The organism is Rhodococcoides fascians NBRC 12155 = LMG 3623, from assembly GCF_001894785.1.
GTDB classification, from domain to species: Bacteria; Actinomycetota; Actinomycetes; order Mycobacteriales; family Mycobacteriaceae; genus Rhodococcoides; species Rhodococcoides fascians.
Genome location: NZ_BCWW01000003.1, coordinates 254,198 through 280,399, shown reverse-complemented (window position 1 = coordinate 280,399; position 26,202 = coordinate 254,198). Strand labels below are relative to the sequence as shown.

At 64.7% G+C, this 26,202-nt stretch carries 25 protein-coding genes; 11 read left to right on the top strand and 14 right to left on the bottom strand.

All coding sequences use genetic code 11. The features are described from left to right. Positions 1-352: 352 nt before the first annotated feature. Positions 353-1,345: a YihY/virulence factor BrkB family protein gene (locus RFA01S_RS09130; protein WP_027495725.1), complete on the bottom strand. Its 993-nt coding sequence runs from the start codon at positions 1,343-1,345 to the stop codon at positions 353-355. A 151-nt stretch (positions 1,346-1,496) separates the two neighbouring features. Between RFA01S_RS09130 and RFA01S_RS09125 the strand changes: the two genes are divergently transcribed. Then, positions 1,497-1,667, top strand: coding sequence for a CsbD family protein (locus tag RFA01S_RS09125; protein WP_027495724.1), 171 nt, complete (start codon positions 1,497-1,499; stop codon positions 1,665-1,667). Between the two features lie 220 nt (positions 1,668-1,887). After that, positions 1,888-2,607: a GAF and ANTAR domain-containing protein gene (locus RFA01S_RS09120; protein WP_032407220.1), complete on the top strand. Its 720-nt coding sequence runs from the start codon at positions 1,888-1,890 to the stop codon at positions 2,605-2,607. Positions 2,608-2,619: 12 nt separating this feature from the next. On the opposite strand, the gene RFA01S_RS09115 is transcribed toward RFA01S_RS09120, so the two are convergent. From RFA01S_RS09115 to RFA01S_RS09105, 3 genes are all read right to left on the bottom strand, one after another. Continuing rightward, positions 2,620-3,423, bottom strand: coding sequence for a DNA-formamidopyrimidine glycosylase family protein (locus tag RFA01S_RS09115; protein ID WP_032407221.1), 804 nt, complete (start codon positions 3,421-3,423; stop codon positions 2,620-2,622). A 70-nt stretch (positions 3,424-3,493) separates the two neighbouring features. Beyond that, positions 3,494-4,936, bottom strand: coding sequence for a PepSY-associated TM helix domain-containing protein (locus RFA01S_RS09110; RefSeq protein ID WP_032407222.1), 1,443 nt, complete (start codon positions 4,934-4,936; stop codon positions 3,494-3,496). A 146-nt stretch (positions 4,937-5,082) separates the two neighbouring features. Further along, positions 5,083-5,613, bottom strand: coding sequence for a hypothetical protein (locus RFA01S_RS09105; protein WP_072692075.1), 531 nt, complete (start codon positions 5,611-5,613; stop codon positions 5,083-5,085). Between the two features lie 144 nt (positions 5,614-5,757). Between RFA01S_RS09105 and RFA01S_RS09100 the strand changes: the two genes are divergently transcribed. Together RFA01S_RS09100 and RFA01S_RS09095 are read left to right on the top strand one after the other, a co-directional pair. After that, complete coding sequence (locus tag RFA01S_RS09100; protein WP_139278424.1) at positions 5,758-6,018, top strand: hypothetical protein; 261 nt, start codon at positions 5,758-5,760, stop codon at positions 6,016-6,018. A 48-nt stretch (positions 6,019-6,066) separates the two neighbouring features. Next, positions 6,067-7,221 carry a hypothetical protein gene (locus RFA01S_RS09095; protein WP_080735663.1) on the top strand — a complete coding sequence of 385 codons (1,155 nt, stop codon included), beginning with the start codon at positions 6,067-6,069 and terminating at the stop codon, positions 7,219-7,221. On the opposite strand, the gene RFA01S_RS09090 is transcribed toward RFA01S_RS09095, so the two are convergent. The 3 genes from RFA01S_RS09090 to RFA01S_RS09080 all read right to left on the bottom strand — a co-directional run bounded on the left by RFA01S_RS09090 (position 7,191) and on the right by RFA01S_RS09080 (position 11,102). Further along, positions 7,191-7,931, bottom strand: a complete 741-nt coding sequence (locus RFA01S_RS09090; RefSeq protein ID WP_238325104.1) for a YoaK family protein — start codon at positions 7,929-7,931, stop codon at positions 7,191-7,193. The genes RFA01S_RS09095 and RFA01S_RS09090 overlap by 31 nt on opposite strands. Next, positions 7,928-9,514: a gamma-glutamyltransferase family protein gene (locus RFA01S_RS09085; protein ID WP_032407223.1), complete on the bottom strand. Its 1,587-nt coding sequence runs from the start codon at positions 9,512-9,514 to the stop codon at positions 7,928-7,930. The genes RFA01S_RS09090 and RFA01S_RS09085 overlap by 4 nt, the downstream gene beginning before the upstream one ends. A 109-nt stretch (positions 9,515-9,623) precedes the next feature. Continuing rightward, complete coding sequence (locus RFA01S_RS09080) at positions 9,624-11,102, bottom strand: peptide MFS transporter (protein WP_052060686.1); 1,479 nt, start codon at positions 11,100-11,102, stop codon at positions 9,624-9,626. A gap of 205 nt (positions 11,103-11,307) precedes the next feature. Between RFA01S_RS09080 and RFA01S_RS09075 the strand changes: the two genes are divergently transcribed. From RFA01S_RS09075 to RFA01S_RS09065, 3 genes are all read left to right on the top strand, one after another. Beyond that, complete coding sequence (locus RFA01S_RS09075) at positions 11,308-12,027, top strand: FadR/GntR family transcriptional regulator (RefSeq protein ID WP_032407224.1); 720 nt, start codon at positions 11,308-11,310, stop codon at positions 12,025-12,027. A gap of 153 nt (positions 12,028-12,180) precedes the next feature. Continuing rightward, positions 12,181-13,542 carry a flavin monoamine oxidase family protein gene (locus RFA01S_RS09070; RefSeq protein WP_032407225.1) on the top strand — a complete coding sequence of 454 codons (1,362 nt, stop codon included), beginning with the start codon at positions 12,181-12,183 and terminating at the stop codon, positions 13,540-13,542. Positions 13,543-13,657: 115 nt separating this feature from the next. Further along, the gene (locus RFA01S_RS09065; protein WP_032407226.1) at positions 13,658-14,698 is read left to right on the top strand and encodes an agmatine deiminase family protein; all 1,041 of its coding nucleotides are present in this window, start codon (positions 13,658-13,660) and stop codon (positions 14,696-14,698) included. On the opposite strand, the gene RFA01S_RS09060 is transcribed toward RFA01S_RS09065, so the two are convergent. Genes RFA01S_RS09060 through couN form a run of 4 tightly spaced genes read right to left on the bottom strand, consistent with a single transcriptional unit; the run spans position 14,686 to position 18,508 of the window. Next, positions 14,686-16,209 carry an acyl-CoA synthetase gene (locus RFA01S_RS09060; RefSeq protein ID WP_032407227.1) on the bottom strand — a complete coding sequence of 508 codons (1,524 nt, stop codon included), beginning with the start codon at positions 16,207-16,209 and terminating at the stop codon, positions 14,686-14,688. The genes RFA01S_RS09065 and RFA01S_RS09060 overlap by 13 nt on opposite strands. Positions 16,210-16,239: 30 nt before the next feature. Further along, positions 16,240-16,701, bottom strand: a complete 462-nt coding sequence (gene couM, locus RFA01S_RS09055) for a p-hydroxycinnamoyl-CoA hydratase (protein ID WP_032366817.1) — start codon at positions 16,699-16,701, stop codon at positions 16,240-16,242. After that, on the bottom strand, positions 16,698-17,603 hold the full coding sequence (couO, locus tag RFA01S_RS09050; RefSeq protein ID WP_032407228.1) for a 4-hydroxyphenyl-beta-ketoacyl-CoA hydrolase: 906 nt from the start codon (positions 17,601-17,603) through the stop codon (positions 16,698-16,700). The genes couM and couO overlap by 4 nt, the downstream gene beginning before the upstream one ends. Next, a complete protein-coding gene (couN, locus tag RFA01S_RS09045; RefSeq protein WP_032407229.1) occupies positions 17,600-18,508 on the bottom strand; it encodes a 4-hydroxyphenyl-beta-hydroxyacyl-CoA dehydrogenase in 909 nt (302 codons plus the stop codon). The genes couO and couN overlap by 4 nt, the downstream gene beginning before the upstream one ends. A gap of 101 nt (positions 18,509-18,609) precedes the next feature. Between couN and RFA01S_RS09040 the strand changes: the two genes are divergently transcribed. Further along, the gene (locus RFA01S_RS09040) at positions 18,610-19,041 is read left to right on the top strand and encodes a MarR family winged helix-turn-helix transcriptional regulator (RefSeq protein WP_032369146.1); all 432 of its coding nucleotides are present in this window, start codon (positions 18,610-18,612) and stop codon (positions 19,039-19,041) included. A 34-nt stretch (positions 19,042-19,075) separates the two neighbouring features. On the opposite strand, the gene RFA01S_RS09035 is transcribed toward RFA01S_RS09040, so the two are convergent. Then, complete coding sequence (locus RFA01S_RS09035; RefSeq protein WP_032407420.1) at positions 19,076-20,665, bottom strand: amidohydrolase; 1,590 nt, start codon at positions 20,663-20,665, stop codon at positions 19,076-19,078. Then, positions 20,658-22,178, bottom strand: a complete 1,521-nt coding sequence (locus RFA01S_RS09030; protein ID WP_052053451.1) for an APC family permease — start codon at positions 22,176-22,178, stop codon at positions 20,658-20,660. The genes RFA01S_RS09035 and RFA01S_RS09030 overlap by 8 nt, the downstream gene beginning before the upstream one ends. 96 nt (positions 22,179-22,274) lie before the next feature. Between RFA01S_RS09030 and RFA01S_RS09025 the strand changes: the two genes are divergently transcribed. Then, complete coding sequence (locus RFA01S_RS09025) at positions 22,275-22,886, top strand: TetR/AcrR family transcriptional regulator (RefSeq protein ID WP_032366821.1); 612 nt, start codon at positions 22,275-22,277, stop codon at positions 22,884-22,886. A 22-nt stretch (positions 22,887-22,908) separates the two neighbouring features. Here the strand turns inward: RFA01S_RS09025 and RFA01S_RS09020 are convergent, their stop codons facing one another. Further along, positions 22,909-23,364 (bottom strand): MarR family winged helix-turn-helix transcriptional regulator, encoded by a 456-nt coding sequence (locus RFA01S_RS09020; protein WP_032381570.1) that lies wholly within the window; start codon positions 23,362-23,364, stop codon positions 22,909-22,911. Between the two features lie 160 nt (positions 23,365-23,524). Here RFA01S_RS09020 and RFA01S_RS09015 point away from each other — a divergent pair, with 160 nt between their 5' ends. Both RFA01S_RS09015 and RFA01S_RS09010 read left to right on the top strand, forming a co-directional pair. Beyond that, positions 23,525-25,021, top strand: a complete 1,497-nt coding sequence (locus RFA01S_RS09015; RefSeq protein WP_032407230.1) for an aldehyde dehydrogenase family protein — start codon at positions 23,525-23,527, stop codon at positions 25,019-25,021. A 52-nt stretch (positions 25,022-25,073) separates the two neighbouring features. Further along, positions 25,074-26,177: an NAD(P)-dependent alcohol dehydrogenase gene (locus RFA01S_RS09010; RefSeq protein WP_032407231.1), complete on the top strand. Its 1,104-nt coding sequence runs from the start codon at positions 25,074-25,076 to the stop codon at positions 26,175-26,177. Positions 26,178-26,202: the final 25 nt, after the last annotated feature.

Below are 26,202 nucleotides of genomic sequence, written 5' to 3'. Positions count from 1 at the left end.
CAATCGCCCCGCTATTCCGCGCGCATCCAACGAATGCGCGCGCATTTGCGGAGCCGATCAGTCGCCGCCCCGGTCTCCGCCGCCCCGGTCCTGCGCCGCCCCGGTCCCCCACCGCCCCGGTCCTCGCAAACGCGCGCGCGTTTGCCATCCGCGCGCGAAATAGTGCCCGATCGCCCAGCTATTCCGCGCGCACCCAACGAATGCGCGCGCGTTTGCCCACGCCGATCAGTCCCCGCCCCGGCCCCGCCGCCCCGGTCCTCGCAAACGCGCGCGCGTTTGCGGAGCCGATCAGTCCCCGCCCCAGTTCCCGCCGCTCCCGTTCTCGCAAACGCGCGCGCGTTTGCGGAGCTGATCAGTCGCCTCGCGTGCTCGACGAGTCCTCGTCCACCACCGAATTCGGCTCGTCGTACGTGACGGTGATGTCTTGGAATCCTTTGTTACGCTGCGCTTCTGCCTGGCCGGTGTAGGAGTTCTTGTCACCCTCGGTGAGTTCGACGTTGTCGGTGAACGGCGTCAGCAGAGCCCGGGGATGCAGGTGGTCGACGCGCACGGCGTTGATCTCGATGCACAGCACGATCAGCACCGACGCGACGTACAGGAAACCGAGCAGACCGAGGACGATGGCGAAGATGCCGTTGCTTGCACTCGCGTTGCCCACGACGTAGCGGATGTAGATGCCGCCGAACGATTGCAGCGCCTGCCAGACGACGGCCGCGATCGCCGCGCCGGGGAGCACGTCGCGCACGCTCAGGTCCCGCGCGGTGCCGATTCGGAAGGCCGCGGTGAAGACGGCGGCGTTGACCACCACCGCTCCGACGAGTGCGAGCGCACCACCGGCGAACCCGAACACGCCCGAGGACGCGACGCCGTTCAGCACCGTCAGTCCGATGATCGCGGTGCCGACAGTGCTGAGCAGCAACAATCCGCGCAGCCGACCCTTGATGGGGTCCGGTTGCTCGTTGCGCGGCACCGACCACGCGGTGTTCATCGCGTACTGCACGGCCAGCGACACTCCGAGTCCGCCGTACAGCGACCCGACGACGCCGATGACGATGGCTGTCGTGCCACCACTGAGGCGATCCGGTTGACCGAGCTGGTCACCGATGACCGGGATCTGACTCATCGCCGAGTCGATGATGCGGGTCTGCAGCTCCGGGTCTCCGGCCAGCACGATTCCCAGCAGCGTGGTGAACAGCAGCAGAAGGGGAAACAGCGACAGAAACGAGTAGTAGGCGATCAATGCCGCGAGGTAGCCGCCCCGGTCGTCCATGAATTTGTAGAGCACCGCCAGCGGGAAACCTGCCGAGGGGTGCCTGCGCTGGAAGTTGTCCACCTTCGCGACCATCATCGGTCGAATGTAGCCAGCGACGAGCCTGCGGAAACGTCGAAGCTCCGGCTTTCGGTGTGACCCAGCTCTCACGATCAGGACGTGCGCTTCGTCGGTCGAGCTCCGACCAACCCTTCGAGAACAACCCGAACCGAGAAAGGAACTCGCCATGAGCTTCATCGACAAGGCCAAGAACGCAGCAGAGGACGCCATCGGCAAGGCGAAGGAAGTTGTCGGCGACGCAACCAACAACAAGGACCTCGAGGCAGAGGGCAAGAAGGACCAGGGTTCGGCCGGCGTCAAGAAGGTCGGCGAGAACATCAAGGACACCTTCAAGTAGGACGCAGTGCCCCGGAAGGGTCGTCGATCGAATGATCGGCGGCCCTTCATGCATCCCGCGACGCCGCGCCGCGATACTCACCGGACCACCGCATCGCGAACCGTATAAAATCCATTGATCCGGCCTCGAGGTCGGGACAGGGCGTCCAGAAGCAGGCGCACGATCGAGGATCTCGCCGACGCGACGACGTCGACGGTCCACGCGCGAGAGGATCGTGTGAATGACTGATTCACCGGCCGAGCAAGACACGTCTCGAACGTCCGAAGCACTGTCGCTCGCGCAGTTCGCTCGATCGCTGCGCGACACTCATCGGTCGATGCCGCAGACGTTGAGTGAGATTCTCCGAATGGCGATTCGGCTCATTCCGGGCGCAACCACCGGATGCATCACCACGGTGAACAAGGGTGAGCGCACAGTCGTCGCATCGACGGACCCGATCGCCGAGAAGCTGTGTCGGTTGCAGTACGAACTCGACGAAGGTCCGATTCCCACCGAGGTCCGACACCTCGACGTCGTCGTGTCCTACGATCTGGCAACCGAACCGCGATGGCCGCAGTTCGCTGCGATGGCCATCGCGGCCGGTTTCAAGTCGCTCTCGGCCTTTCAGCTCTACAGCAACGCCGATGACCTCGGGGCCCTGGTGTTGTACAGCGACGTCACCGGAGCGTTCGACGCCGATGCGGTAGCAATCGGCGAGGCCTTGTCTGCGCATGCTGCCATCGCAATGCTCAGTGCCCGCGACACCGAGCAATTCCGGACCGGCTTGGCCAGCCGGGACATCATCGGCCAGGCAAAAGGCATGATCATGGAACGCTACGACCTCGACGCAGTACAGGCGTTCGACCTACTGGCGAAACTGTCGCAGCAACAGAACCTTCCCCTGCACACCGTCGCTCGCGATCTCGTCGACGCCGACCACCCGACGAACTCGACGTTCTGACCCCGCCCGCGGTCAACGCCCTGGCTCCGGTTGGCAGTGCGGACACCACCATGTTCGACGTCGATCGGGGTCGTTCGGCACGTCGGCCTCGACACGAATGACGGTCGCGCACCGCAGACACGGTTTACCGGCCCGACCGGCAACCCAGTGAGTCCGGCCGCGACGGGTGTCGCCGGTGGTGACCTGCATGGCCCCGGGGGTGCTCGCCGAATACCGCATCGCCCGCTCGAGCAGAGTCACCAATTTCTCCGCGTCGACGCCTGCCGACGGAGCCCAGGGCCACAGCCCACGCAGAAAACACAGTTCGTTCGCCCATAGATTCCCGGGTCCCGCGATGACCCGCTGGTCCAGGAGGGTCGAGACGATCGGCCGAGACCCCTGCGCGAGGATGTTCGATGCCGCACGATCGGTGTCGAACTCGGCGTGTAATGGGTCCGGTCCCAGATGCGCGACCAGCGCATTCATCGAGGCCGTGTACCCGTAGTCGACGACCGGCAACAGGATTCCGTACGCGGTCGGCCCGTCCACCGCGGCCAGCCGCACGCGGACGTCGGGCTGCACCCGCCGCGGTATCGAGCGGCCGGCTCGCACCACCGTCCACGATCCCGTCATGCGGAGGTGGGTGTGCAGCGTGGTGTCGTCGTCGAAATCGGTGAACAGATGCTTGCCGTGCGTCCGGTGCGCGACGACGGTTCGCCCGGCGAGATTCTCGACGGCGTGTGCGGGCACGTTCAGTCGCCCTGCCCGTAGCGTGACGCCGTCCAGCGCTCGCCGCAATCGCGCGGCGAGCGCATGGACGGTGTCACCTTCGGGCATGGTCTCCGAGTATCCCGAGGGCGGCAGAAACAATCGGACCGACCGGCGAGAGCGCGTCGTCCTCCTCGCGTCAGTGCGCGGGCCGCCTGACGTATCCGACCATGAAGTCGACCGCCAGGAAGGCGACCAGGCTGAGCCCCAACAAGGGCAGGAACCAGCCGACGGCCACGGCAGCCGTGGCGAGGAGCACCGCAAAGATCGGCGAGATGCGGCGCAGTCCCCCACGCAGAGGCGGCCGGCCTGCGGTGAGTCCAGCGCTCTTCGTGGGGCGACGCTTCCACCACATCATGTAGCCGCGCACGATGACCGATGCCAAGGCGAGCGAAAGCCCAACCAGGGCAATCTGATTGGCCACGCCGAACAGGGTCCCCATGTGCAACTGAATTCCCCAGGCCGCCAGCTTGGCTGCCACCGGCCAATCGGCGAAGTATTGGGTGTCGATCACCGCGCCGGTGCTGCCGTCGATCGAGATCGAGTTGTTCGACATCACCCAGGGCTGACGGGTTTCGGCGACGACGAACGCCACGTCGTCCGACGCCGGGATCGATGCCTCCACCGCACCGTCGATGCCGTTCGCTGCGGCAGTATCGATCACCGAATCGATGCGGCCGATATTGCTGTCTGTCGCCGACGCATCGGCCGACATGTCCATCGAATGCCCACCGTGGCCCGAGTGATCCCCCGAGTGATCCCCCATGGTCGCCGTGTCGGAGGAACCGATGGTCGTGGCGACGGCAGGGGTCGTCCAGCTCAATGCCGCACGGAGGTCGGTGACGTTCGCGCCCGCGTAGGTGGACCACGTGAGTCCGGTGGCGGAGAGGAAGACCAGACCTACAGCGATCCAGATACCGGCTACGCCATGCCAGTTCAAGGATCGGTTGCGGCCCTTCGATTCACGATCGAAGGTGAGCAGTGTCGCCCGGTCTCGGTTGCGTCGGTAGCGATCGATCCACAGGTACAGGCCGCCGAGCGCGATCACCCACAACCACGATGCGGCCAGTTCGCTGTAGATCCGGCCCGGTTCACCGAGGTGCAGGTGTCGGTGCAATTCCGAGATCCACGTTCTGACCGGCAAGGCGCTCGAGGAGCCGTAGACGGCAAGTTCACCCACCGGCGACGCCGTGGCGGGATCGACGAAGACGGCCAGTCGTCGCGATTCGCCGAGGGTCGGATCGGTGAACAGCACTCGGGTGGTGTCGCCGATTTCGGCGGCGGGTCGCACGGCCGACACGGTCAGATCCGGCCTCTCGGCCTGAGCGGCTCGAATCTGTTGGGCGACCGGGACAGCCGGTCCGGTGGAGTCGACGTGCAGATAGTCGCGGTAGACGAGTTGTTCGATGGTCGGGGCGACGGCGTAGAGGCCGCCGCTGACGGTGGCGATCAGGATGAACGGTGCGATGAGTATGCCCGCGTAGAAGTGCAGACGAAGAATCAGCGGACGCCAGCTGCGCGGGCCGGACGGACGGGTGGGCGGGGAAGGATCGGCGACGCGTTCCTTTTCCGGTGTAGACATGAGAGCTCGTTTCGTGAAAGCAGGGGTGGGCGCGCGCCGTGGGCACGGGTCGACTCGATGTCGAGCGAATCGTGCTGTGCGCGTGAAAAAATTGCCGCAGCTCTGCTCGCCCCCGCGGTGCAGGAGCGGTAGGTGGGAGGCTGCGGTCAGTACGACGCGGCAGGCGGTCCGCGGTTCCCGGAGCCCGAGAGATCGAGGAGCCGGTGGACGCCGGGTGTGCGATACAGCGGAAGCGGGGCGGCACTCTGCGAGTCGTCGACGACGAGAATTGCCAGTATCGGGAGTATTCGACGAACAACGGTGGCTGCGTGCGAGATCCCACGCTCGGCCCCGTGCACGATCACCGCGCCGACGACGATCGCGATCGCGTGGGCCGCAAGCATCTGCTGCGTCAGCACCGAACCGTGGTGATCGCCGTCGACGATCGTCAGCAGCACGTGTCCGATCGTCTGCGCAGCGGCCAGCGTCGCCATCAGCTGCAGGCGAGGCGCGATGACGATCGGCACTGAGCCTGCGGCGTAACCGAGTCCCGCGCACACCAGTGCCAACAGGACGATCGCGGCGTCGGAGGGGAACATACCTCCGCCGAATGCGTGCGCGGTGGCGGTGATCGTTGCCGTCAGAGCGCCGACGGCAGACCCGCGCAGGGCTGCGGATCCGTCCGGGGTCGCGGGCACGAACAGCAGACTACTACCCGTTTCGGCAGAGGCACTGGCGTCTCGCCTATGTCGCATGGTTTGTGCGCGAAAACCGATCCAGCGGTCTTTTTCGAGTCCGTTATGGTGATCGCGAGTATCACGCCACGTTCAGAGAGGATTGCCGTGCCGGACAGTTCGGATGTGGCTCAGGCCCGTGTGTTCGCCAACATGCTCGCGGCCGAAATTGCGTCGACATCGAGCCGAATCGAGGTCTCCGAGAACTACGCCCACAAGGCCTTCCGGGTGGGCGACCCCCGCAGCGCGAAGTGGCACACCGACGAGGCCCGCGCTCAGAAGCAGGCGCTCTACGAATTGCACCGCCAACTGGACGCACTGCACAGCCGCTTCCAGATCTCGAAGGGTGAACCCGAACCCGTGTGCTGACGTCCGGCTCGGTGTGTGAGGGCGCCTGGTCCGGGGTACCGCGACAAGATGGTTTTCGACAAGACAGACAACGGCTCGGGGGCCGAAAGCGAAGGACAACGAACGATCACGATCGGGTTGGTGGCCGACGAGGGATTCGCGTCGACGATAGCGGCCGCCATCGAACAGGAACTTCCGCCCACCATCACGATCGACGGAACCGATGCCCGACTGGACACGGCCCGGCCCGCAGTCACGCTGCCTCCCACCGAGGCAGGTTCTGCGCCGTTGGGTCAGTGGCTGGAGGCCATTCAGGCCACCAACACATTCGACCTGGCGCTCTGCATCTCCGAGGTTCCGCGACGCGTCGGGGCCAGCCCGGTCGTCGCCGAATTGCGTGACGGTTCGACCGGTGCTTTGTACGTACCCTCGTTCGGCACCATAGGAGTACGGCGTCGCGCTGTGGCGGTGGCCATCGCCATCGTGCACGATCTCCTCCGCAGCGATACTGCCTCGCGGCCACACCTGCGACGGTCGATGTCCAAGTGGGCTCCGGGCCCCGACCCCGACGGTGGCGGAGAGCGAATCCTGCTCACTCCCGGCATGTTCGGCCGAACACGCATGATCATGGGCATGATTCGCTGCAATCGGCCGTGGCGTCTCGTCCCCGCACTGTCGAGCGTGCTCGCGGCCGCGAGCGCCGCGTCGGCGTTCGGTGTGTTCTACGCGAGCATCTGGCAGATGGCGGCCTCGATGACTCCTGCCCGGCTCACACTGATCGGCGTCGCCGCCATCGTGGCCATCACGGTGTGGCTGATCTTTCCGCACGGCCTCTGGGAGCACCGACGGTTCCGCTCCTCGACCACCGATCGCTGGATCTACAACTCTGCCACCCTCGGCACCGTCGTGGCCGGCGTGCTGTGTATGTACGCAGTCCTGTTCGCGGTCGTGTTGCTCTCTGCTGCCGTGGTGATCTCGCCCGAGTTTCTCACCGCTCAGATCGGGCGAGAAGCAAACACGGCGGACTACCTGTCACTGGCCTGGTTGGCGGCGTCGTTGGGCACGGTCGCCGGAGCAGTGGGGTCGTCGGTGTCCGATCGCAGCGACATCCTCAACGCTACGTACGGCCACCGAGAGATGCTCCGGCGTCAGCACAGTGCAGAACGGTCCCGCACCGACGACGCCGGTGCGGCTCAGCCCGAAGCTCGGTCCCAGGCCCAATGACCCAGGGCCGCGACGGCGGCGGTCAGCGCGGCACCGAGCAACACCGGTATCGCGATATCCACCCGGAGTAGCAGCGCACCGATGACGGCACCGACGAACAGCACGAGGATCGCCCAGAGCCGCCGGTTGAACAGCCGACCGGGGCCCTGGCCGACGAACGACTCGCCGGCGAGCGAGGTGATGGTCGACGTGACGACGACGGTCGTCATGTCCTTGACCGCGAGGAAGCGCGCAGCGAGCGCCTGAGCCCCCATGTCGACTGCGATGACACTGGCGATCGCGATACCGAGCGGCGAGTTGCCCTGCACGTCGACCACCAGCAGCGTGACGCCTGCTGCGAGAAGTGCCAGCGTTCCCACTGCGAAGATCGCGGTGACCCGAATGTTCCATCCCGGCGCAGCCGAGCGAAGCGTCACCCCAGCCAGCGCGGCACCGAGCACGAAGGCGAACAGCGCTACCAGCGGGCCGACGATCGGGAGTCCGTCCTCACCTGCCACCCCCATACCGAGGATGACGATGTTGCCGGTCATGTTTCCGGTGAAGATGCGGTCGAGCCCGAGGTAGCCGACGGCGTCCAGCATGCCGGTCACCATCGTCAGCACCATCATCGACCACAATCGGAGATGACCGTTCACGGCCTTGTCGATGCGTTGCCCCACGCTGGGGCTTTCGGAATGTTCTTCGGCCGATACCGACTCGTCGAGACTCATGCGGTCACCCACACGCCGCCGTCACTGCGCGGGTCCGCGCCGGCACCGAGCGTTCCGTCGGATGAAACCCTGGCCACCATGGAATGACCTGCGTTACTGTCCAATTCGGTGCCATGCTTGACGGTGAACACCGTCTGCGAGATCTGTTCGACGGCGGAGTCCTCCAATGTCGGCTCGACCAGTACCGAACCGTTGGGTGTGCCGGCTTCCAATCCGCCGACGATGAATCGGGGCGCGGAGACGGTCTGCTGCGGATCGAATCCACGCAGCGCCCGCAGGATCAACTGGGTGTGAATCTGCGACTGCGCTTTGCCTCCCATGGTCGAGTGGGCGGACACCGCTCCGTCCGCCCAGTCCACGATTACCGGAACGAGCGTGTGCGCGGGCCGCTTTCCGGACTCGACGCGATTGGGCGACGCGGCATCGAGAGTGAAGAACGCAGCTCGGTTGTGCAGCACGAGTCCGGTGTCGGGCTCGAGGATCTGCGCTCCGAACGAGTGAAAGACGGACTGTATCAACGACACTGCTGTGCCGTCCTTCGCTACGACGGCGATTCCGACGGTGTCACCGCCCGGACGCGGAGACGCGGTCGATGTCTGACGTTCGGCTCCTGCCACCCGGGCTGCCGCCGCCTCGTGAAGTGCCGCGAAGCCGGCCGGGGTCAGCTGATCGTGGATATCCACAGTGGCACAGCGTGGGTCGGCGAGGTAGGTATCACGATGCTCGTCGGAATCGTAGAAGATCTCGGCCAATACCCCGGCGTCGACATCCCCCGCAGACGCACTCCCGGACAAGGCGGCACCGAGAGATCGAATCAGAGTGTAGCCCTGCGAGTTCGGTGGTGCCGTGGCCACCGAGAATCCGTCGAATTCGCGCACCAGAGGTTCTTCGACGATCGGACGATGACGTTCGAGATCCTCTCTCGATACCGGCACGTCGAGTTTCTTCAGTCCGGCGGCGAATCGGTCGGCCGTGTGACCGCGATAGAACGAACCGAGGCCGTCGGTCGCCAGGTCCGTCAGGGTCCGGGCCAACTCGGGCTGCACGACGAGGTGCCCGACGGGGATCGGCTGACCATCGACGAAGAATTTCGCGCGCAAGCCTGGATCGGTGATCAGTGCGTCACGGTCGAGCTCGATCATCTCGACGAGTCCGGGGCTGGCCGGAAACCCCTCTGTGGCAAGCGAAATTGCTGGTGCCAGTACGTTGCGTAACGGCAGCGAGCCACCGGCGTCGAGCAGAGCCGCCCACCCGGACACTGCACCCGGAACGGACACCGTCAGCGGACCGTTGATCGGCATGGTCTCGATCGTCTCGAACAGTTGGTCCACGGATGCGGCCGAACCGTATGCTCCCGATGCGTTGACACAGGTGGTGCTGCCGTCGCTCGTTCGCAGCAACGCGATGACGTCACCGCCCACACTGCACATGTGCGGGTAGACCACGGTGAGGGCCGCAGCTGCAGCGACCGCTGCATCGACGGCGTTGCCACCGGCTTCGACGATCGTGCGGGCAGCGTCGACGGCCGCGGTGTGCGGCGCGGCGATTGCCACGCCGGGTGCCGGTTGCGACTGTTCGGGCATGAATATCTCCTCGAGTGCGGCCGATCCGAGAGCAGGATCGGTCGGGGCATGTTCTGGGTTCGTCCGAAAGTGTTGCGTTGGAGCAGTGTCACGTCATGGAAGTGTCACGTCAGAGCGCTCGTGCGATGAGCGTGCGATAGGCACCGTACAGCACCGCCGCGGCGACGATCGACGCCGCCGCCGTCGCACCGAAGAACGTCAGTTCGGTTGTTGCAGAGTATTTCTGAGCGAGCAAGCCGGCCAGCGTCGATCCTCCTGCCATCGTGAGGAAGTACAGCGAGGTCATGCCGGCCTTGTGCGATGCGGGTGCGAGCTGCGCCGTGGCCGACAGGACGGACGGTACGACGGCTATCTCGCCGGCACCGAACAGCAACATCGCAACGAGAACCAGCACAACGGAATTCGTCGCCCCTGATGTGCCCGCCATTGCCGCGAACATGGCCATCGCCACCGCCAGCAGGCCGATTCCCACGACGATTTTCGTTCCGGGACTGGGCTGCCGGCTGCCCATCCGCGTCCAGACGACGGCATAGATCGGAGCGATGACAGTGGCGAAGAGACCTTCCAACGTGATCACGGTTGCCGCAGGGATCGTCAACGAGCCGACCGTCAGATCGACGCGGGTGTCCATGTACACCGCCAGGGTGGTGAACAACTGGAACAGCAACGTCCAGAACAGCAAGCTACTGAGGAACACCGGAATGTAGGCGAGCACTCGTCGATGCTCGGTGGCGTCGACTTTCCTCGAGAACAACAGCATTGCGAAGTAGGCGATGCTGGCGATCACGATGATCGCGGTCAGCACGGTTCCCAGATTGTCGAGATTCAGGAGGCCGCTGACGGCCGCGGCAACGATGACCAGGGTGACCGATCCGGCGAGAGCTGCGGCCGCGGCCCGACGCGAGCGCGGAAGCGGATTGGGTACCGTTCGGGTGGCCTCGGGCAGATGCTTGTACCCGACCACGTACTGGGCCAGGCCGATCAGCATGCCCACTGCCGCCGCGCCGAAGGCGATGTGGAAACCGGCCGAGCTCTGCAGGGCACCGGTGAGCAGCGGGCCGAGGAATGCACCGAGCGATATACCCATGTAGTACAGCGAGTATCCCGAGTCGCGTTTGGGATCATCGTTCGCATAGAGCATCCCGACCATCGCGGTGACGTTGACCTTGAGTCCGCCGGTGCCGATGACGATCAACAACAGTCCTGCGCCCATACCCACAGTCGTCGTGACCAGAGCGAGCACCACGTGGCCGAGGATGATGGAGATGGCGGAGTAGAGAACCACTGTTCGCGGCGCGACGAGCCGGTCCGCGACCCACGCTCCGACCATCTGCGCGATATAGACTGCGCCGCCGTAGGATCCGGCGATACCGACTGCCACTCCGACGTCGAGTCCGAGCCCGCCGTCGACGAGCGAGTAGTACAGGTAATACGCGAGGATCACCTGTAGGCCGTAGAAGCTGAATCGCTCCCACAACTCCGTGCCGGCCAGCGTCACGAGCCCACGCGGCTGATCACGGAACGTCGAGCCGATCGAGCCGTGATCTCCGCTCGCGTTCGGCTTGTGGAGTGTTCCGTCCGTTGTCATGCTGGTCCACCTCTGGGGTCCATGAGAATCAGTGGTTCAGGAGAATGAGTGACCGTTGTCACGATGTCTTGATTAAAACTGGTAGGACCAGACCGTCAAGGTGAAGAGTGGGATATTTACACGTCAACGGATCTTTACTGGGGAAACAGAGTGAGTCTGGTATTTTGGTAGGACCAGTTCGTAACCTGCGGGGACGGGGCTTTCCATGACAGCGTGGTCCGAGATAGACGTCGAAGCGGCGTCGGTCCCCGAGCTGCTCAGCGCCAGGATCGCGCAGCTGATCGACAGCGGTCGCGTCGAGGCGGGATCGAAGCTGCCCAGCGAACGCGCCCTGGTGACGATGCTCGGAGCGTCGCGAATCTCGATCCGCCATGCACTTCAGGATCTCGAATTGCGGGGTTATCTGACGCGCAGGCCCCGCGCCGGCCGCATCGTCGCACCACTGGAGATGCGCGCTCTGGCCGAAGGAAGCATCTTCGGAAGCATGAGCAGTGACCAACGCACCGTTCGCGAGGTGATGGATCTACGCACGGTCGTCGAACCACCCATTGCCGAGCGTGCCGCCGTCCGCCACCGCACGTCCGAGTTACATGCCTTACGCACTCCACTCGAAACGTCCGAGCGAGAGCTCGTAAATCGGCCGCCGTCTCTGCAGGTGATGCAACTCTGCGACGTGCAGTTCCATCTCGCGATCGCCGGCCTTGCCCACAACTCCATGCTCACCAGGCTCGTGACCGAGACCAACGAGTGGATGGCACCGTCGAGGCAGGCGAGTTTTCAGACCGAGCAGCGGATGCAACGCTCCGTCGATGCCCACCGCAGCATTTATCACGCTATTGCAGAACGTGATCCGGTTCGCGCCCGGAAGGCGATGCACGATCACCTCGCCGACGTGCTCGAGGCGATCACACCGCTCGCAAACTGATTTTTACCGCCGATCACACCAGCCTATTGTCCGAAACGGTGCGCGAGAATGCGCTCGATTGGCCACTTCGTCGTGTGCGGATCGGGTGGATTCCGGACAGAATCGAAGTGCTATCGGCCCGGGCCGATCGACCGCGAACAAAGGAGCTCGACAGTGCCCACCCTCGACCGTGACGTCGCTATCGTCGGGGCCGGCCCTTCCGGCCTGGCCGCAGCAACCGAGCTCCGCAAAGCAGGATTGTCCGTCGCCGTGCTGGAAGCGCGCGACCGCGTCGGAGGACGTACCTGGACGAACACCATCGACGGTGCGAGCCTCGAAATCGGCGGTCAGTGGGTCTCACCCGATCAGGAATCTCTCATCGCGCTGATCGGTGAGCTCGGCCTCGACACGTTCGACCGATACCGCGAGGGCGAGTCCGTCTACATCTCCGCCGCGGGCGAGCGGACCCGTTACTCGGGTGACTCGTTCCCCGTCGACGAGACCACCGAGAAAGAGATGGACCGACTCGTCGCACTGCTCGACGACTTGGCCGCCCAGGTCGGCCCCGAGGAGCCGTGGGCGCACCCGATGGCGCGTGAACTGGACACGATCTCGTTCGAGCAGTGGCTGATTCGTGAGTCCGACGATGCCGAGGCACGAGGAAACATCGGCATGTTCATCGCCGGTGGCATGCTCACCAAACCTGCGCACGCGTTCTCGGCACTGCAAGCAGTCTTGATGGCCGCCTCGGCGGGATCGTTCTCGCACTTGGTGGACGAGAACTTCATCCTCGACAAGCGCGTCGTCGGTGGCATGCAGCAGGTGTCGATCCGCATGGCGGCCGCCCTCGGCGACGACGTCATCCTCAACGCGCCGGTGCGAACGGTGCGGTGGAACTCCGACGGCGCAACAGCATTCGCCGACGGCGACATCGAGGTACACGCCAAGCGGGTCGTTCTCGCCGTTCCGCCGAACCTGTACTCGCGCATCTCCTACGACCCGCCGCTCCCGCGTCGCCAGCATCAGATGCACCAGCATCAGTCCCTCGGACTTGTGATCAAGGTCCATGCCGTCTACGACACCCCGTTCTGGCGCGAGGACGGATTGTCGGGAACCGGCTTCGGTGCCTCAGAGATCGTGCAGGAGGTGTACGACAACACCAACTATCAGGACAGCCGCGGAACACTGGTCGGCTTCGTGTCCGACGCCAAGGCAGACGCGATGTTCGAGCTCGACGAGCAGGAGCGCCGCGCGACGATCCTCGAATCGATCGCACATTACCTGGGGCCCAAGGCAACCGAGCCGGTCGTCTACTACGAGTCGGACTGGGGTTCGGAAGAATGGACCCGTGGTGCGTACGCGGCCAGCTTCGATCTGGGGGGTCTGCACCGCTACGGCAAGGACAGCCGCACCCCCGTCGGCCCGATTCACTTCTCCTGCTCCGACATCGCCGCGGAGGGCTACCAACACGTCGACGGCGCAATCCGCATGGGTCACCGCACCGCCGCGGACATAGTCTCGAGAATCGTTTCCTGACACCCGATCTTCGATCGCACACCGCAGACCCACACCTAGCACCGAGGACACACATGCGCACTGTCACAGAACACAACTCGCCCGCTGCTGCGGCCTCGACGCTCGGGAGGCAGTGATGACGTGGACGATGCCGGCCGAAGGTGTTCGGCACGAACGGACCTGGATGGCCTATCCGTGCGAGGGGTATTCGCTCGGTGACACGCCCGAGGAGCACCACGAGGCTCGCACCACGTGGCCCGAGGTCGCGCAGGCGGTCGCTCGATTCGAGCCGGTCACCGTCGTCGTCGACCCCGCCGAAAGCGCCGTCGCACGCACCTACCTCTCGTCCGAGAGCACATTCCCCATCGACATCCTCCAGGCACCGTTGAACGACGCCTGGATGCGCGACATCGGGCCCACGTTCGTGCTGTCCGAGGACGGCCGTGTCGGCGGCGTCGACTGGGTGTTCAACGGCTGGGGCGCGCAGGACTGGGCGCGCTGGGACAAGGACTCGAAGATCGGCGCGCTCGTCGTCGAGAAGTCCGGTGCCGAGATGATCGATTCACCGATCGTCAACGAGGGCGGCGGTATTCAGGTGGATGGACTGGGAACGGTTCTCGTCACCGAGACGGTACAACTCGATCCCGGTCGCAATCCCACGCTGTCGAAGGCCGATGTCGAGGCCGAACTTGCCCGCACGATCGGCGCCACCACGGTGATCTGGCTTCCTCGTGGACTCACCCGTGATGCGGACGAGTTCGGAACCCGAGGCCACGTCGACATCGTCGCTGCCATCCCCTCGCCCGGCGTCGTTCTGGTGCACGACCAACGCAATCCCGAACATCCCGATCACGACATCAGCAAGGCCGTGTTCGAAATCTTCGAGAACAGCACAGACGCACGCGGTGAGAAGTGGACCATCGTGAAAGTCCCGGCACCGGAGATTCTCCGCGACGAGGAGGGCTTCGTCGATTACAGCTACATCAACCACTACGTCGTCAACGACGGTGTGATCGCCTGCAGCTACAGCGATCCCGCGGACGAAGAGGCTGCTGCCATTCTGTCGGCGGCATACCCGGGCCGCACCGTCGTCACCGTCGACGCTCGGCCACTCTTCGCCCGCGGGGGCGGAATTCACTGCATCACACAGAACCAGCCACAGGCTCAGACGGACTGAGTGGACGCGGGAGCAGGTATCGAATACTGCTCCCGCAACTCGTTCTTGCGGATCTTGCCCGTCGGATTGCGTGGGATCTCGTCGACGAGGATGTAACGCTTGGGGATCTTGTACCGCGCGAGCCGGCCGCCGAGCGCGTCCGCGATGGCATCGAGGTCGACGTCTGCTCCCTCGACGACAGTGATTGCGGCAACGGCGGATTCGCCCCATTTTTCGTCCGGTACACCGAACACTGCGCAACTGTCGATGCCGGGCAGTTCGAGAAGTGCCGCTTCGACCTCGGCCGGATAGATGTTCTCTCCGCCCGAGATGATCATGTCCTTGAGCCGATCGACGATCGTGACGAATCCCTCCGCGTCGGCAATTCCGACGTCGCCGGTACGAAGCCAGCCATCGTCGAACACGTCGGCGGTCGCGTCGGGACGACCCCAGTATTCCTTCATCACGTTGGGGCCCTGGATCTGAATTTCACCGCGCTCCCCCGGTTCCACCGGCTGTGACATCGCGTCGACGATCCTGACGTCGGAGAAGGTATGGGGAACACCCGCGGTACCCATTTTTAGTTCGGCATCGACGGCAGCGAGCATCGTTGCGCCAGGACCACTTTCGGTGAGCCCGTATCCCTGACACATCTTGATCCCGCGTTCGGAATACGTACGGAGCGTGCGCGGCGGCACCGGCGCCGCGGCCACCACCACCCGGCGTAGCGACGTCAGATCCGTGTCGTCCCACGCGGGATGCGACACGAGCGAGTCCAAGATCGTCGGCACTCCGAACGTGTACGTGACCGAGCGCGATTCGACCAGATGGAGCACGCGTCCGGCATCGAACCCTTCCTCGATGACGACCGAGCCGCCCTTGAACAGGACAGGTAACGCAACCATGTCGAGCGCGGCGGTGTGAAACAGCGGAGCGCAGACCAGGGCTACCTCGTCGCTGCACAGGTCCAGATCGAGGACTGCGTTGAGAACGGCGAACAGCACGTTGTCGTGAGTCATCACGACGCCTTTGGGTTTACCGGTCGTACCGGAGGTGTACATGACGAAGCACAGATCCGCACCCTCCACCGATTCGTCGATGCGCGTCGAGGGGGCCGCCGCGATCAGCGATTCGTACTCCTCGCCGAGCGTGAGGCGACGCGTGGGGCCCTCACCGACCGCCGAGGTCGCGACGTCGTGCAAGGCCTCGGAATGCACCAACAACGACAGCCCCGAGTCCTGCACTGCGAAAGCAACTTCCGGTGCGGTCAACCGTGCGTTGAGTGGCACGAAGATCGCTCCGAGCACGCCACAGGCGAACAGTACTTCGAGGTAGGCGGGATGATTGGTGGACAACAGCCCGACCCGGTCCCCGGGGCCCACCCCCAGCTCACGTAGACCGTGCGCGAGCCGGGTGGTGCGCTCGTCCAATTGCTCGTAGGTCGAGACCTGGCCGCGGAACTCGAGTGCCGTTGCTCGCGGGCACTGCCTGGTACGTCGACGGATCCACGAACCGACGCCTTGATTACGCATCTGAAATCTGTTCCTCTCGGGTCCGTGATCTCAGTCGAACATGCGGTAGACGGCCTCGACGACGACCGCGGGGCGCTCGCTGCCTTCGAGTTCGATCGTCGCGGCGACGGTCAGCTGAGCTCCGCCCTTGGGCAGCTCCTCGTACCCCTTCAGCGTGGCGGCCAGACGAACTCGGCCACCGGCCGGGACCGGGTTGGTGAAGCGAACCTTGTTCAATCCGTAGTTGATCTTCGTGGTGACGCTGTCGACGACCAGTAGCTCGTCCCACATCGGAATGATGAGCGACAGAGTCAGATAGCCGTGCGCGATCGGACCACCGAAGGGGCTTTCGGCCTTCGCCCGTTCGGGATCGACGTGAATCCACTGATGGTCGTCGGTGGCGTCGGCGAAGGTGTCGATGCGCTGTTGCGGCACTTCGATCCACGAGCTGGTGCCCAGTTCGGTGCCTTCGAGGTTCTTCAACTCGGCGAGAGTGGCAACGCGGGTGGTCATGATGTCTCCTTGGCGGGCAGGCCGAGTGCGGCCAGTGCATTGGTCTTGAACACGAGTGGACGAATCTCGTCCTTGATGTCGAGCTCGGCGAAGTCCTTCATCCAACGATCCGGCGTCAGAACCGGAAAGTCCGAGCCGAACAACACCTTTCGCTTCAGCATGAAATTCGCCGCCCGCACCAGTTGGGGCGGAAAGTATTTCGGTGACCAACCCGACAGGTCGATGTACACGTTCGATTTGTGCGTGGCGATCGAGATCTGCGCATCCGCCCACGGCACCGCGGGGTGCGCCATGATCATCGTCAGTTGCGGGAAGTCCGCGGCGACGTCGTCGAGCAACATCGGATCCGAATAGCGCAACTTGATGCCGTGCCCGCCGGGAAGTCCGGCACCGATACCGGTTTGGCCGGTGTGAAAGAGCGCGGGTACTCCGGCTTCGGTGATGGCCTCGTAGATCGGATAGAAGCGGCGGTCGTTCGGCTCGAAGCCCTGCATGCTCGGATGGAACTTGAACCCGCGCACCCCGAACTCCTCGACGAGCCGGTGCACCCGCCGCACGGCGGCCTTACCCTGCCACGGGTCGACCGAGCCGAAGGGGATCAACACGTCGTTGTGGCGTGCCGCCCCCTCGGCGATCTCCTCCACCGAGTTCGGTGAATGTCCGGACGCCGCACCGGCATCGACGGTGAACACCACGGCGGCCATGTTGCGGGCACGGTAGTACTCGGCGATGGTGTCGATCCCTGGAGTACGGTCCTCGCCCGACTTGAAGTACTTCTCCGACGCGGTCATCAATTCGTCGTCCAGTGCGCGGTGTCCGCACCCGTCGATCTCCACATGAGTGTGCACATCGAGTGCGACGATCGAGTCGAAGTCGATGGCGCACTGGTATTTCGAGCTCATCGCGCCGGCTCGACGGGGAGATTCTCGCCGACCGACTCGAGGCTGTCCGCGAACGTCGACGGCCACGCAGCGGCGATGTTCTCGGCCGACCAGCCACCGTCGTGGTAGCTCGTGGCGATCATGTCCGGGTGCGTCCACAGCGCCAGACGATCGCCGCCGACGGCGAATGCCTGACCGGTCACGTCTGCACTCGCGTCGCTTGCCAGGAAAGAGACGATTCCTGCGGCGTCCGCGGGGGTCCCGAACCCGAGTTCACGACGGGCGAACGGCGGCAACGGATCCCCGTTACGCATGGCCTCGATGTACGGCTGCAGGAACGGAATGGTCTCGGTCATCGCCGTGGCCGCCACCGGGCACACCGCGTTCACGGTGACACCTGCACGCTGGAGTTCCATCGCCCAGGTCCGCACCATCCCGACGATCCCGGCCTTGGAACCGGAGTAGTTGGTCTGTCCGAAATTTCCGCGCTGACCGGCAGGAGAGCCGATGCACACGATCCGGCCGCCCTCACCCTGAGCGCGGAAGTGAACGGCTGCTTCGCGTGCGCAGGTGAACGTGCCGCGGAGATGAACGTTCACGACGGCATCGAAGTCGTCGTCGGTCATCTTCCACAACACCTTGTCGCGCAGGATCCCCGCGTTGGTGACCATGACGTCGAGGCGACCGAACGCCTCGACCGCGCCTGCCACCAACTTCTGTGCGGTCTCGGTGCTGCCCACCGGAGCCACGACGGCCACTGCCCGTCCACCCGCGTCGACGATCGAGGAGACAGCCGCGTCGGCTGTCGCCTGGTTCACGTCGTTGATCACGACTGCTGCACCGTGGCGCGCGAGGTCCTGGGCATACGCAAGTCCGAGCCCCTGGCCGCTTCCGGTGACGACAGCGACCTTGTTGTCGAGATTCATAGCTCTCTCCTTTTCGTGGATACCAGACTGACAAAACCATCAATAATTGAGAAAGTCAATGATTTACGTTTGCTAGAATTACCGCCGATACGAGGAGTCTCATGACCGACATCGCACCCCTGTCCGACGACATCGGATTCCTGCTGACGCGCGCGGGAACGTCGCTGACGGCCGCCGCCAAAACGGCACTGGCACCCTTCGAGCTGCGCGTACGTTCGTACTCCGTGCTGGCCCTGGCCTGCGAACATTCGGACGGACTCGGCCAGCGGCAGCTCGCGGAGGAACTGGGCTTGGACCCCAGTCAGATCGTGGCGTTGGTGGACGATCTGGAGGTCCGCGAGCTGATCACCCGACGGGTCGACCCCGGCGATCGACGAAACAAGCGCATCTACGCGACCGACGCCGGCCGCGCGCTGTGCGTGGACGCACAGCGCGCGCTCGCGGCGACCCAATCCGCCACGCTCTCAGCCCTCGGCGACCGCGGTGTCCGAGAGCTGCGGCAGTCACTGCAGTCCATCGTCCGCGCACAGTAGACCGTGCACAGTAGATCGTGCACACGTAGGCCGATCACCGTTCGTAGACAACCCTGCCACCGACGACCGTCGCGATGATCGGTAGTTCGGGAATTCGATCCGCCGGGCCCATCAGGTCGCCGCCGACTGCGGTGAAATCTGCGGGACCACCGACGACGATGGTTCCGGTTCCGTCGGTCAGACCGGCCGCCGCCGCGGCGTGGGTGGTGTACCCGTCGAGGGCTTGTCGAGCCGAAATCGCCTGCCGGGGTTGACGAGGAGGGTCGGCCGGCAGGCCTGCGGGGCGGCGTAGCCGGGCATCGGCCATCACGACTCGGGGATCGAAATGTGCTACCGGCCAATCGGATCCGAGCGCAACGGTCACACCGAGATCGAGAAGCTCGGCCACCGGCCAACCACGGTCGATACGATCGCGGCCCATGCGCCGAGACCAGTCGTCGGCCTCGTCCGCTCGGGTGTACCTGGTGCAATGGGTCGGCTGCATCGATGCGGCAATACCGGCGTCCGCGATCGTTGTCAGATCCTCGGGACAGACGGTCTCGAGGTGTTCGAGGCGATGCCGAACCCCCTTCCCGAGGGCTGCCAGCGTCCGTACGCAGTGGTGCACAGCGGCATCACCGATCGCATGAGTAGTGGTCGACACTGCACGGCGGTCGAGCTCGCGCACCACGGCCGCATACCGTTCCGGGTCGGTCCACGACGGCCGGGTACCGTCGCCGTACAGGTCCGGGTGACACAACCACGCCGTCCCACCTTCGACGGTTCCGTCCATGAACAGTTTTGCGCCCGCGTATCGCCACCGCGCCCCGGCGGTACCGTGCACCAGCGCAGCCAGTTCTGCGACCCGATCGGCAGGATGATCCGGCTGGACCCAGCCGTACACCCAGAACCGCAGTCCGGCGTCGTCCTCGTCGAGCGCCCGGATCATCTCGACGGTCCCGGGGAGGTCGTCCATGACGTGCACCCCGGTCAGCCCGACCGACGCCATCTCCTCGGTCACGGTGCGTAACAAAGACTTCGCCGCGACGACGTTCTGGGCAGGCATGACCGCCTCCACCAGATGGATGGCCGGCTCCTCGATCAGGTGACCGGTGGTCTTCCCGCCACTGTCCACCGCCACTCGGGCACCGCCGTGGTCGAAGGTCTCTCGGCCGGTCACGCCGGCAATATCGAGTGCAGCCCGATTGGCCAGCGACGAATGCGCGTCGTAGAACCGAATGAGAACAGGGGTCGTGACCGAGTCGGAGATGGCTTCGAAGCTCGGAGCTCGGCCGCCGAATACGTTGTGGTTCAGGCCCCAGCCGCGAATCCAACCGTCCGTCGGGTGCGCATCGTGCAGTACCCGACGCACGTCGTCCAGATTCTCGCACCGACTGAAATCCACGCCGAGTGACATCAACGCGCCTTGCACCACGTGCGTGTGGGCGTCGACCCATCCGGGTGTCAGAGTGCTCCCGGCCAGGTCGATGATCTTCGTTCCGGGACCACTGCACCCCAGGACGTTGTCGGTACTCCCGAGTGCGATCACTCGGTCGTCTCGAACGGCGACGGCCTGCTGCGGCTCGGCACCATCGACCTGGGTGAGCACCGTGGCGTTCATCAGAATCAGTGTCGCATCAGTCATGTCGCACTCCTCGTGCATCATCGGTAGGTAGTGCGGTCGACGGTCCGGCCTGGGTATCGGGCAGTATCTCGGAATCGATGTCGGTCGTCCCCAGCCGTGCGTACACCTGGGGGCGGCGTGCCCGGATCCACAGGGCCACTGCCGAACCCAACGCGAACACCACGACGGATCCGATGGAGGCGACGGTGTTCACCACCGGGTCGGTCGTCAGGGTGGCGATTTCGATCTTGTCGACGACGAGGTACAGAGCGATTCCGATCAGGACGAACGCGGCGATTCCAGCGAGTGCCGCGCCCCGATCCCGTGCCACTTCTCTACCGCGCAGGAAGAACACGGCAACCGAGAGAGAGGTGAGCCATTGCAGCGCAAGGATTCCCACGGTTCCCGTACTCGCCGTCCACGCAGCCAACTGCAGGACCGGATCGACGTCGGCCGCGGCGAAACACGCGATGGCCACTACGGCCGTCGCCGTCTGCGCGATGCTGGCGATGTGCGGAGACAAGTGCTTGCTGTGCACGTGGCTGAGCCGCACCGGGAAGATTCCTTCACGACCGAGCGCATAGCCGTACCGGGTGATCGCGTTGTGGAAGGCCAGCAGAGCCGCGAGTCCACTCGAGACGATCAGCACGCGCATCACATCCGTTGCCGCACTACCGACGTAGGTCTGCATGGCGGTGAAGAAGAAACCGGCAGGATCCGATGCAGCCGCGGCGACCGCGTTCTCGGCGCCGAACGCCATGACCGCAACCCAGACGATGAAGCAGTAGAAGACCGCGAGGAAAATGACCGCGGCATAGGTTGCGCGGGGGACCGTCCGGTCCGGTCGTACCGCCTCGTTGCGGAACAGGGCGGTTGCCTCGAAGCCCACGAACGCGGCGAACGACACGGCCAGTACCGCCCCCATCGATCCGGTGAAGACGTTCTCGGGATAGAACGGCTGCAGGTTCAGACCACTCGCACCGCCCTTGGCGATCACTGCGATCGCCAATACGAGCAGCACCAGCACTTCGAGAACGAGCAGCACGCCGAGGACCTTGGCCCCCACCCGAATCGATCGATATCCCAGCACGGACACGATCGCCGCAGCGACCAACGCCCACAGCCACCAGGGTAGGTCGACTCCGACGAAGTCGTTCATCGTCGCCTTGGTGACCGCTCCGAACAACCCGTAGGTGCTGATCTGCAGGAGGGTGTACCCCGCCACGGCCACCAGAGCGCTACCGAGACCGGCAACTTTGCCCAGACCCATCCGGATGTAGGAGTAGAACGCGCCGTTGTTGTGCACGTGCCGCGCCATCTTGGTGAAGCCGATGGCGAACACCGTGCTGATCAGACCGGCGCACAGGTATCCGGCGGGAGCGCCGATCCCACCGATCAGCAACGCGATCGGAGCAACGGCCACCATGACGGTGAGCGGTGCCGCTGCCGCGACGACGAAGAAGACGATGTCGCGTGAGTTGAGGCTGGAACTATCGAGGGCATTCGGCTGCCCGGAATGTTGGGGGATGGTCATGGCCGGCTCCGTGTGATTAATCCAACGATGTTTGGTTTTGACGTAACGTAGACCACAGAAGACAGTTTGGAAAGACCCCGGCGAAATGGAGTACACGTGGCAAGGCCGAAGACAGCACTACTCGATGTCGATCGCATCGTCGATGCCGCACTTCAGATCACCGACGCCACAGGCGATTTCACAGTTGCACAGCTCGCCTCCAAACTCGCCGTGCATCCATCCTCGCTGTACCACCACGTGTCCGGAAAAGACGAAGTGATCGATCGAATGCGGGCTCGAATCGGTCGCAAGATCGACAACACGGGCTTCGGAACGGGCCCGTGGGACGAGGCATTGAAGAGGTTGGCGTGGTCGTATCGAGCGGCGTTCGCCCGTCACCCCGGGTCCATTCGCTTGTTCGCGACCTCACGCATCCGCGACCGCGAATCGCTGTCCGAGTACGAGCGAATCGCCGACGGTCTGCACGATGCGGGCTTCGCTTGGCCCGAGGTACTTCCGATCATCATCGCGTTCGACAACTTCATTCTCGGCTCGGCCCTCGACATGGGCAGCGGCGGTAACCTCTACACACCCGACCCGCAGATGCACCCGGCCCTCACTGCTGCGGTGGGCGATCCCGAGGAACAGCCGAACCCCACCGACGTCGCCTTCGAGCTGGGACTGTCGGCACTGCTGACGGGCCTGCAACACCGCCTGGGCAATCGCTAACGCACCCTCCGCTCCTCGGGGCTCAGTGCGCCCCGGTGTGTCCGAGAGCCAGGCGACAACTACGGAGGAAGCCGCGGAATTCGTCTCGTTGACGCGGCGACAGATCGGCGACCATGCGGTCCTCCAGGTCACCGATCTGCGCGTCGTACTCTGCGAGCAAGCGTCGTGCTTCCTCGGTCAAGCTCGTGAGCATCCGCCGTTTGTTGGCCGGATCCGTTCGGCGAGTGACCAATCCACGCTTCTCGAGTGCGGCGATCATCTCGCCCATCGTCTGAGCCGTCACGAAGGAATTGCGTGCCAACTCCGCGGACGACAGCCCGTCGCGTCGACGTAGCACCGTCAGCGCGGTGTACTGCACGGCAGTGATGTTCATCGGCCGCAACAGCGCATCCATCTGGGCCCGCACCGCCAGCTCGACCTGCTTGATGGCGTAGAGCAGCGTCGGCTGCTCGCCTGCCGACGACGGCCTCGATGGCACGTTCACCACCTCGCTTTCCGAACTCGCGTGTGGCTGCAGCCTAATTACCGAATGCCGCCGACCGGCACCTGGATCGCCTATTGCTTTCCGCGCATGCGCGAGGTTGTATATAAGGAACCCTGTTAATCAGGTCACAGCCGGCCATCGAAGCGAGGCGTTCATGACGATCACCGACGACAGCGTCACTCTCACCCGACCCGACGTCACTCCCGGACGGCTCTTCGTCGACGGTCACTGGCGTGACGCTGCCGCAGGTGGCCGATCCGACGTACTCGATCCGTCGACGGGAGCGGTGCTCACCTCCGTGTCCGAGGCGTCCGCTGTAGACGTCGACGCAGCAGTGTCCGCAGCTCGCACCGCCTTCGACGACGGCCGCTGGTCGTCGCTGCCCGGACGCGAACGGGCACGCATTCTGCACCGAGCCGGTCAGCTCATCCGCGAACGCGCCGACGAGATCGTTGCCGTCGAAAGCGCCGATGTGGGTAAGCCGGTGTCGTTGTGCCGCCCGGTGGACGTACTGACCTCCGCGGAGCAGTACGAGTACTGCTCCGCACTGGCTCAGACGCTCGGTGGATCGCATCGCGACACTCCGCTGTCTGCGCACGCGTACACGCGCAGAGAACCGCTCGGTGTGGTCGCCGCGATCACCCCGTTCAACTTTCCGCTGATTTTGTCGAGTTCGAAGATCGCGCCTGCACTCGCCGCGGGTAACACCGTGGTCCACAAACCCAGCGAGGACACCCCGCTCAGCGCATTGCTGATGGCTGACATATTGACCGAGGCGGGCGTACCGCCAGGCGTGATCAACGTGGTCACCGGAACAGGTTCCGTTGCGGGAGAGGCACTTCTGCAGCATCCGGGAGTCGACAAGATCGCATTCACCGGGTCAACGGCTGTGGGCAGGCACGCTGCCGAGGTCGCAGGCCGCAATCTGGTACCGGTGACGATGGAACTGGGTGGCAACGCCGCGCACATCGTGTTCGAGGACGCCGACATCGACAAGGCGATCGGAGCGATCATCAAAGGGTTCGTCTTCAACTCCGGGCAGTTCTGCATGGGCGGCCCGCGCCTGCTCGTCCAGCGCTCTCGATACGAAACGGTGTTGGACATTCTGGCCCAGGCGGTTCCCGGTGTTCCCGTCGGCGACCCGTTCGATCCGGCCACGGTGGTCGGACCCATGGCCGGAGAGCGGCACGTGCACAAGGTCGAGGAGTACGTGGACATCGCCCGCCGCGACGGCGGCCGTATCGTCATCGGCGGGCACCGTCCAGACCTGTCCGGGACGCCCCTCGCCGGTGGCTCGTTCTACTCCCCCACCGTCATCGCAGACCTGCCCGCCACGTCCCGGGTCGTTCGAGAAGAGATCTTCGGACCCGTTCTGACGGTACAACCGTTCGACACCGAAGACGACGCGGTCCACCTGGCGAACAGCACCGAATACGGCCTCGCTGCCGGTCTGCAGACGACGAATGTGGCTCGCGCACATCGTGTTGCAGCACGACTGCACGCCGGCATCGTGTGGGTCAACGACTGGGCGATGCTCGACCCGGCCGTTGCCTTCGGCGGAGTCAAGAACTCGGGCTTCGGCCGTGAGTACGGCCCCGAGGGCCTCGACTCGTACACCAAGGTCAAATCCGTCGTCATCTCGCTCGACTGAATCGAAGGCTCGACCGAATCGAAGGCCTCGACCAAATCGAAAGGGCAGTGCCATGACCACAACCACAGCGGCAGTAGTCGAATCGGGCGGAGCCGCGTTCACATTGTCCCCGGTCGAACTGGGCGAACCCCGCAGCGGAGAAGTGCGCGTGCGCATCGTCGCAGCCGGCTTGTGCCACACCGATCTGGGCGTCGCCGCGGGCGGGCTGCCGTTTCCGCTTCCCGGCGTCCTCGGCCACGAGGGTGCGGGGGTCGTCGAAGCCATCGGTCCCGGAGTCACCGGCGTGCAGGAAGGTGACCACGTTCTGCTGTCGTTCACCTCGTGCGGTACCTGCGGAAACTGCCGATCCGGTCATCCCGCCTATTGCGCAACGTGGTTGCCGCTCAACCTCATCGGTGGGGCTCGCGCCGACGGCTCCAGCCCGATCACGCGCAACGGCACTGCGCTCGGTGGCCATTTCTTCGGCCAGTCGTCGTTCGCGAATCACGCGATCGTGGACGAGCGGAGCCTGGTTCGGGTCGATTCCTCCGCACCGCTGGAGATCCTGGCACCGCTGGGCTGCGGGGTGCAGACCGGAGTCGGTGCCGTGTGGAATGTGCTGCGTCCACGCCCGGGAGATACCGTCGTGGTGACCGGCGCAGGCGCAGTGGGGCTTTCGGCCATCATGGCTGCCGCTCTCACTCCCGCGGCCAAGATCATCGCGGTCGATCGGGTTGCCGAACGTCTGGAACTGGCCACCGAGTTGGGAGCGACCCACGTCGTCGACGCCACCCGCGAGGACACCGCGGCTGCGTTGGCAGAACTGACCGAGGGCTCCGGCGTCGACGGAGCCATCGAAACCACCGGGAACGTAGGGGTGCTGCGTACCGCGATCGATGCCCTGGCCCCTCGTGGAACCGCCGTCGTCGTCGGCGCTCCGCCCTTCGGCACCGAGGTCCCGGTCGACGTCAACGCCATGCTGCCGGGCCGACGCATCGTGGGGCTGACCCTCGGCGACAGCGAAACGCAGACCCTGATTCCGGTGCTGGTGGATCTTGTCGTGTCGGGTCGATTACCCCTGCAGCGCTTGATCACTCACTACCGATTCGACGACATCAACTCCGCGGTGGCGGACATGATCAGCGGTGCGTCGATCAAACCGGTCCTCCTCTTCTGACCGGGATTCCGACCGGGCTTCCGGC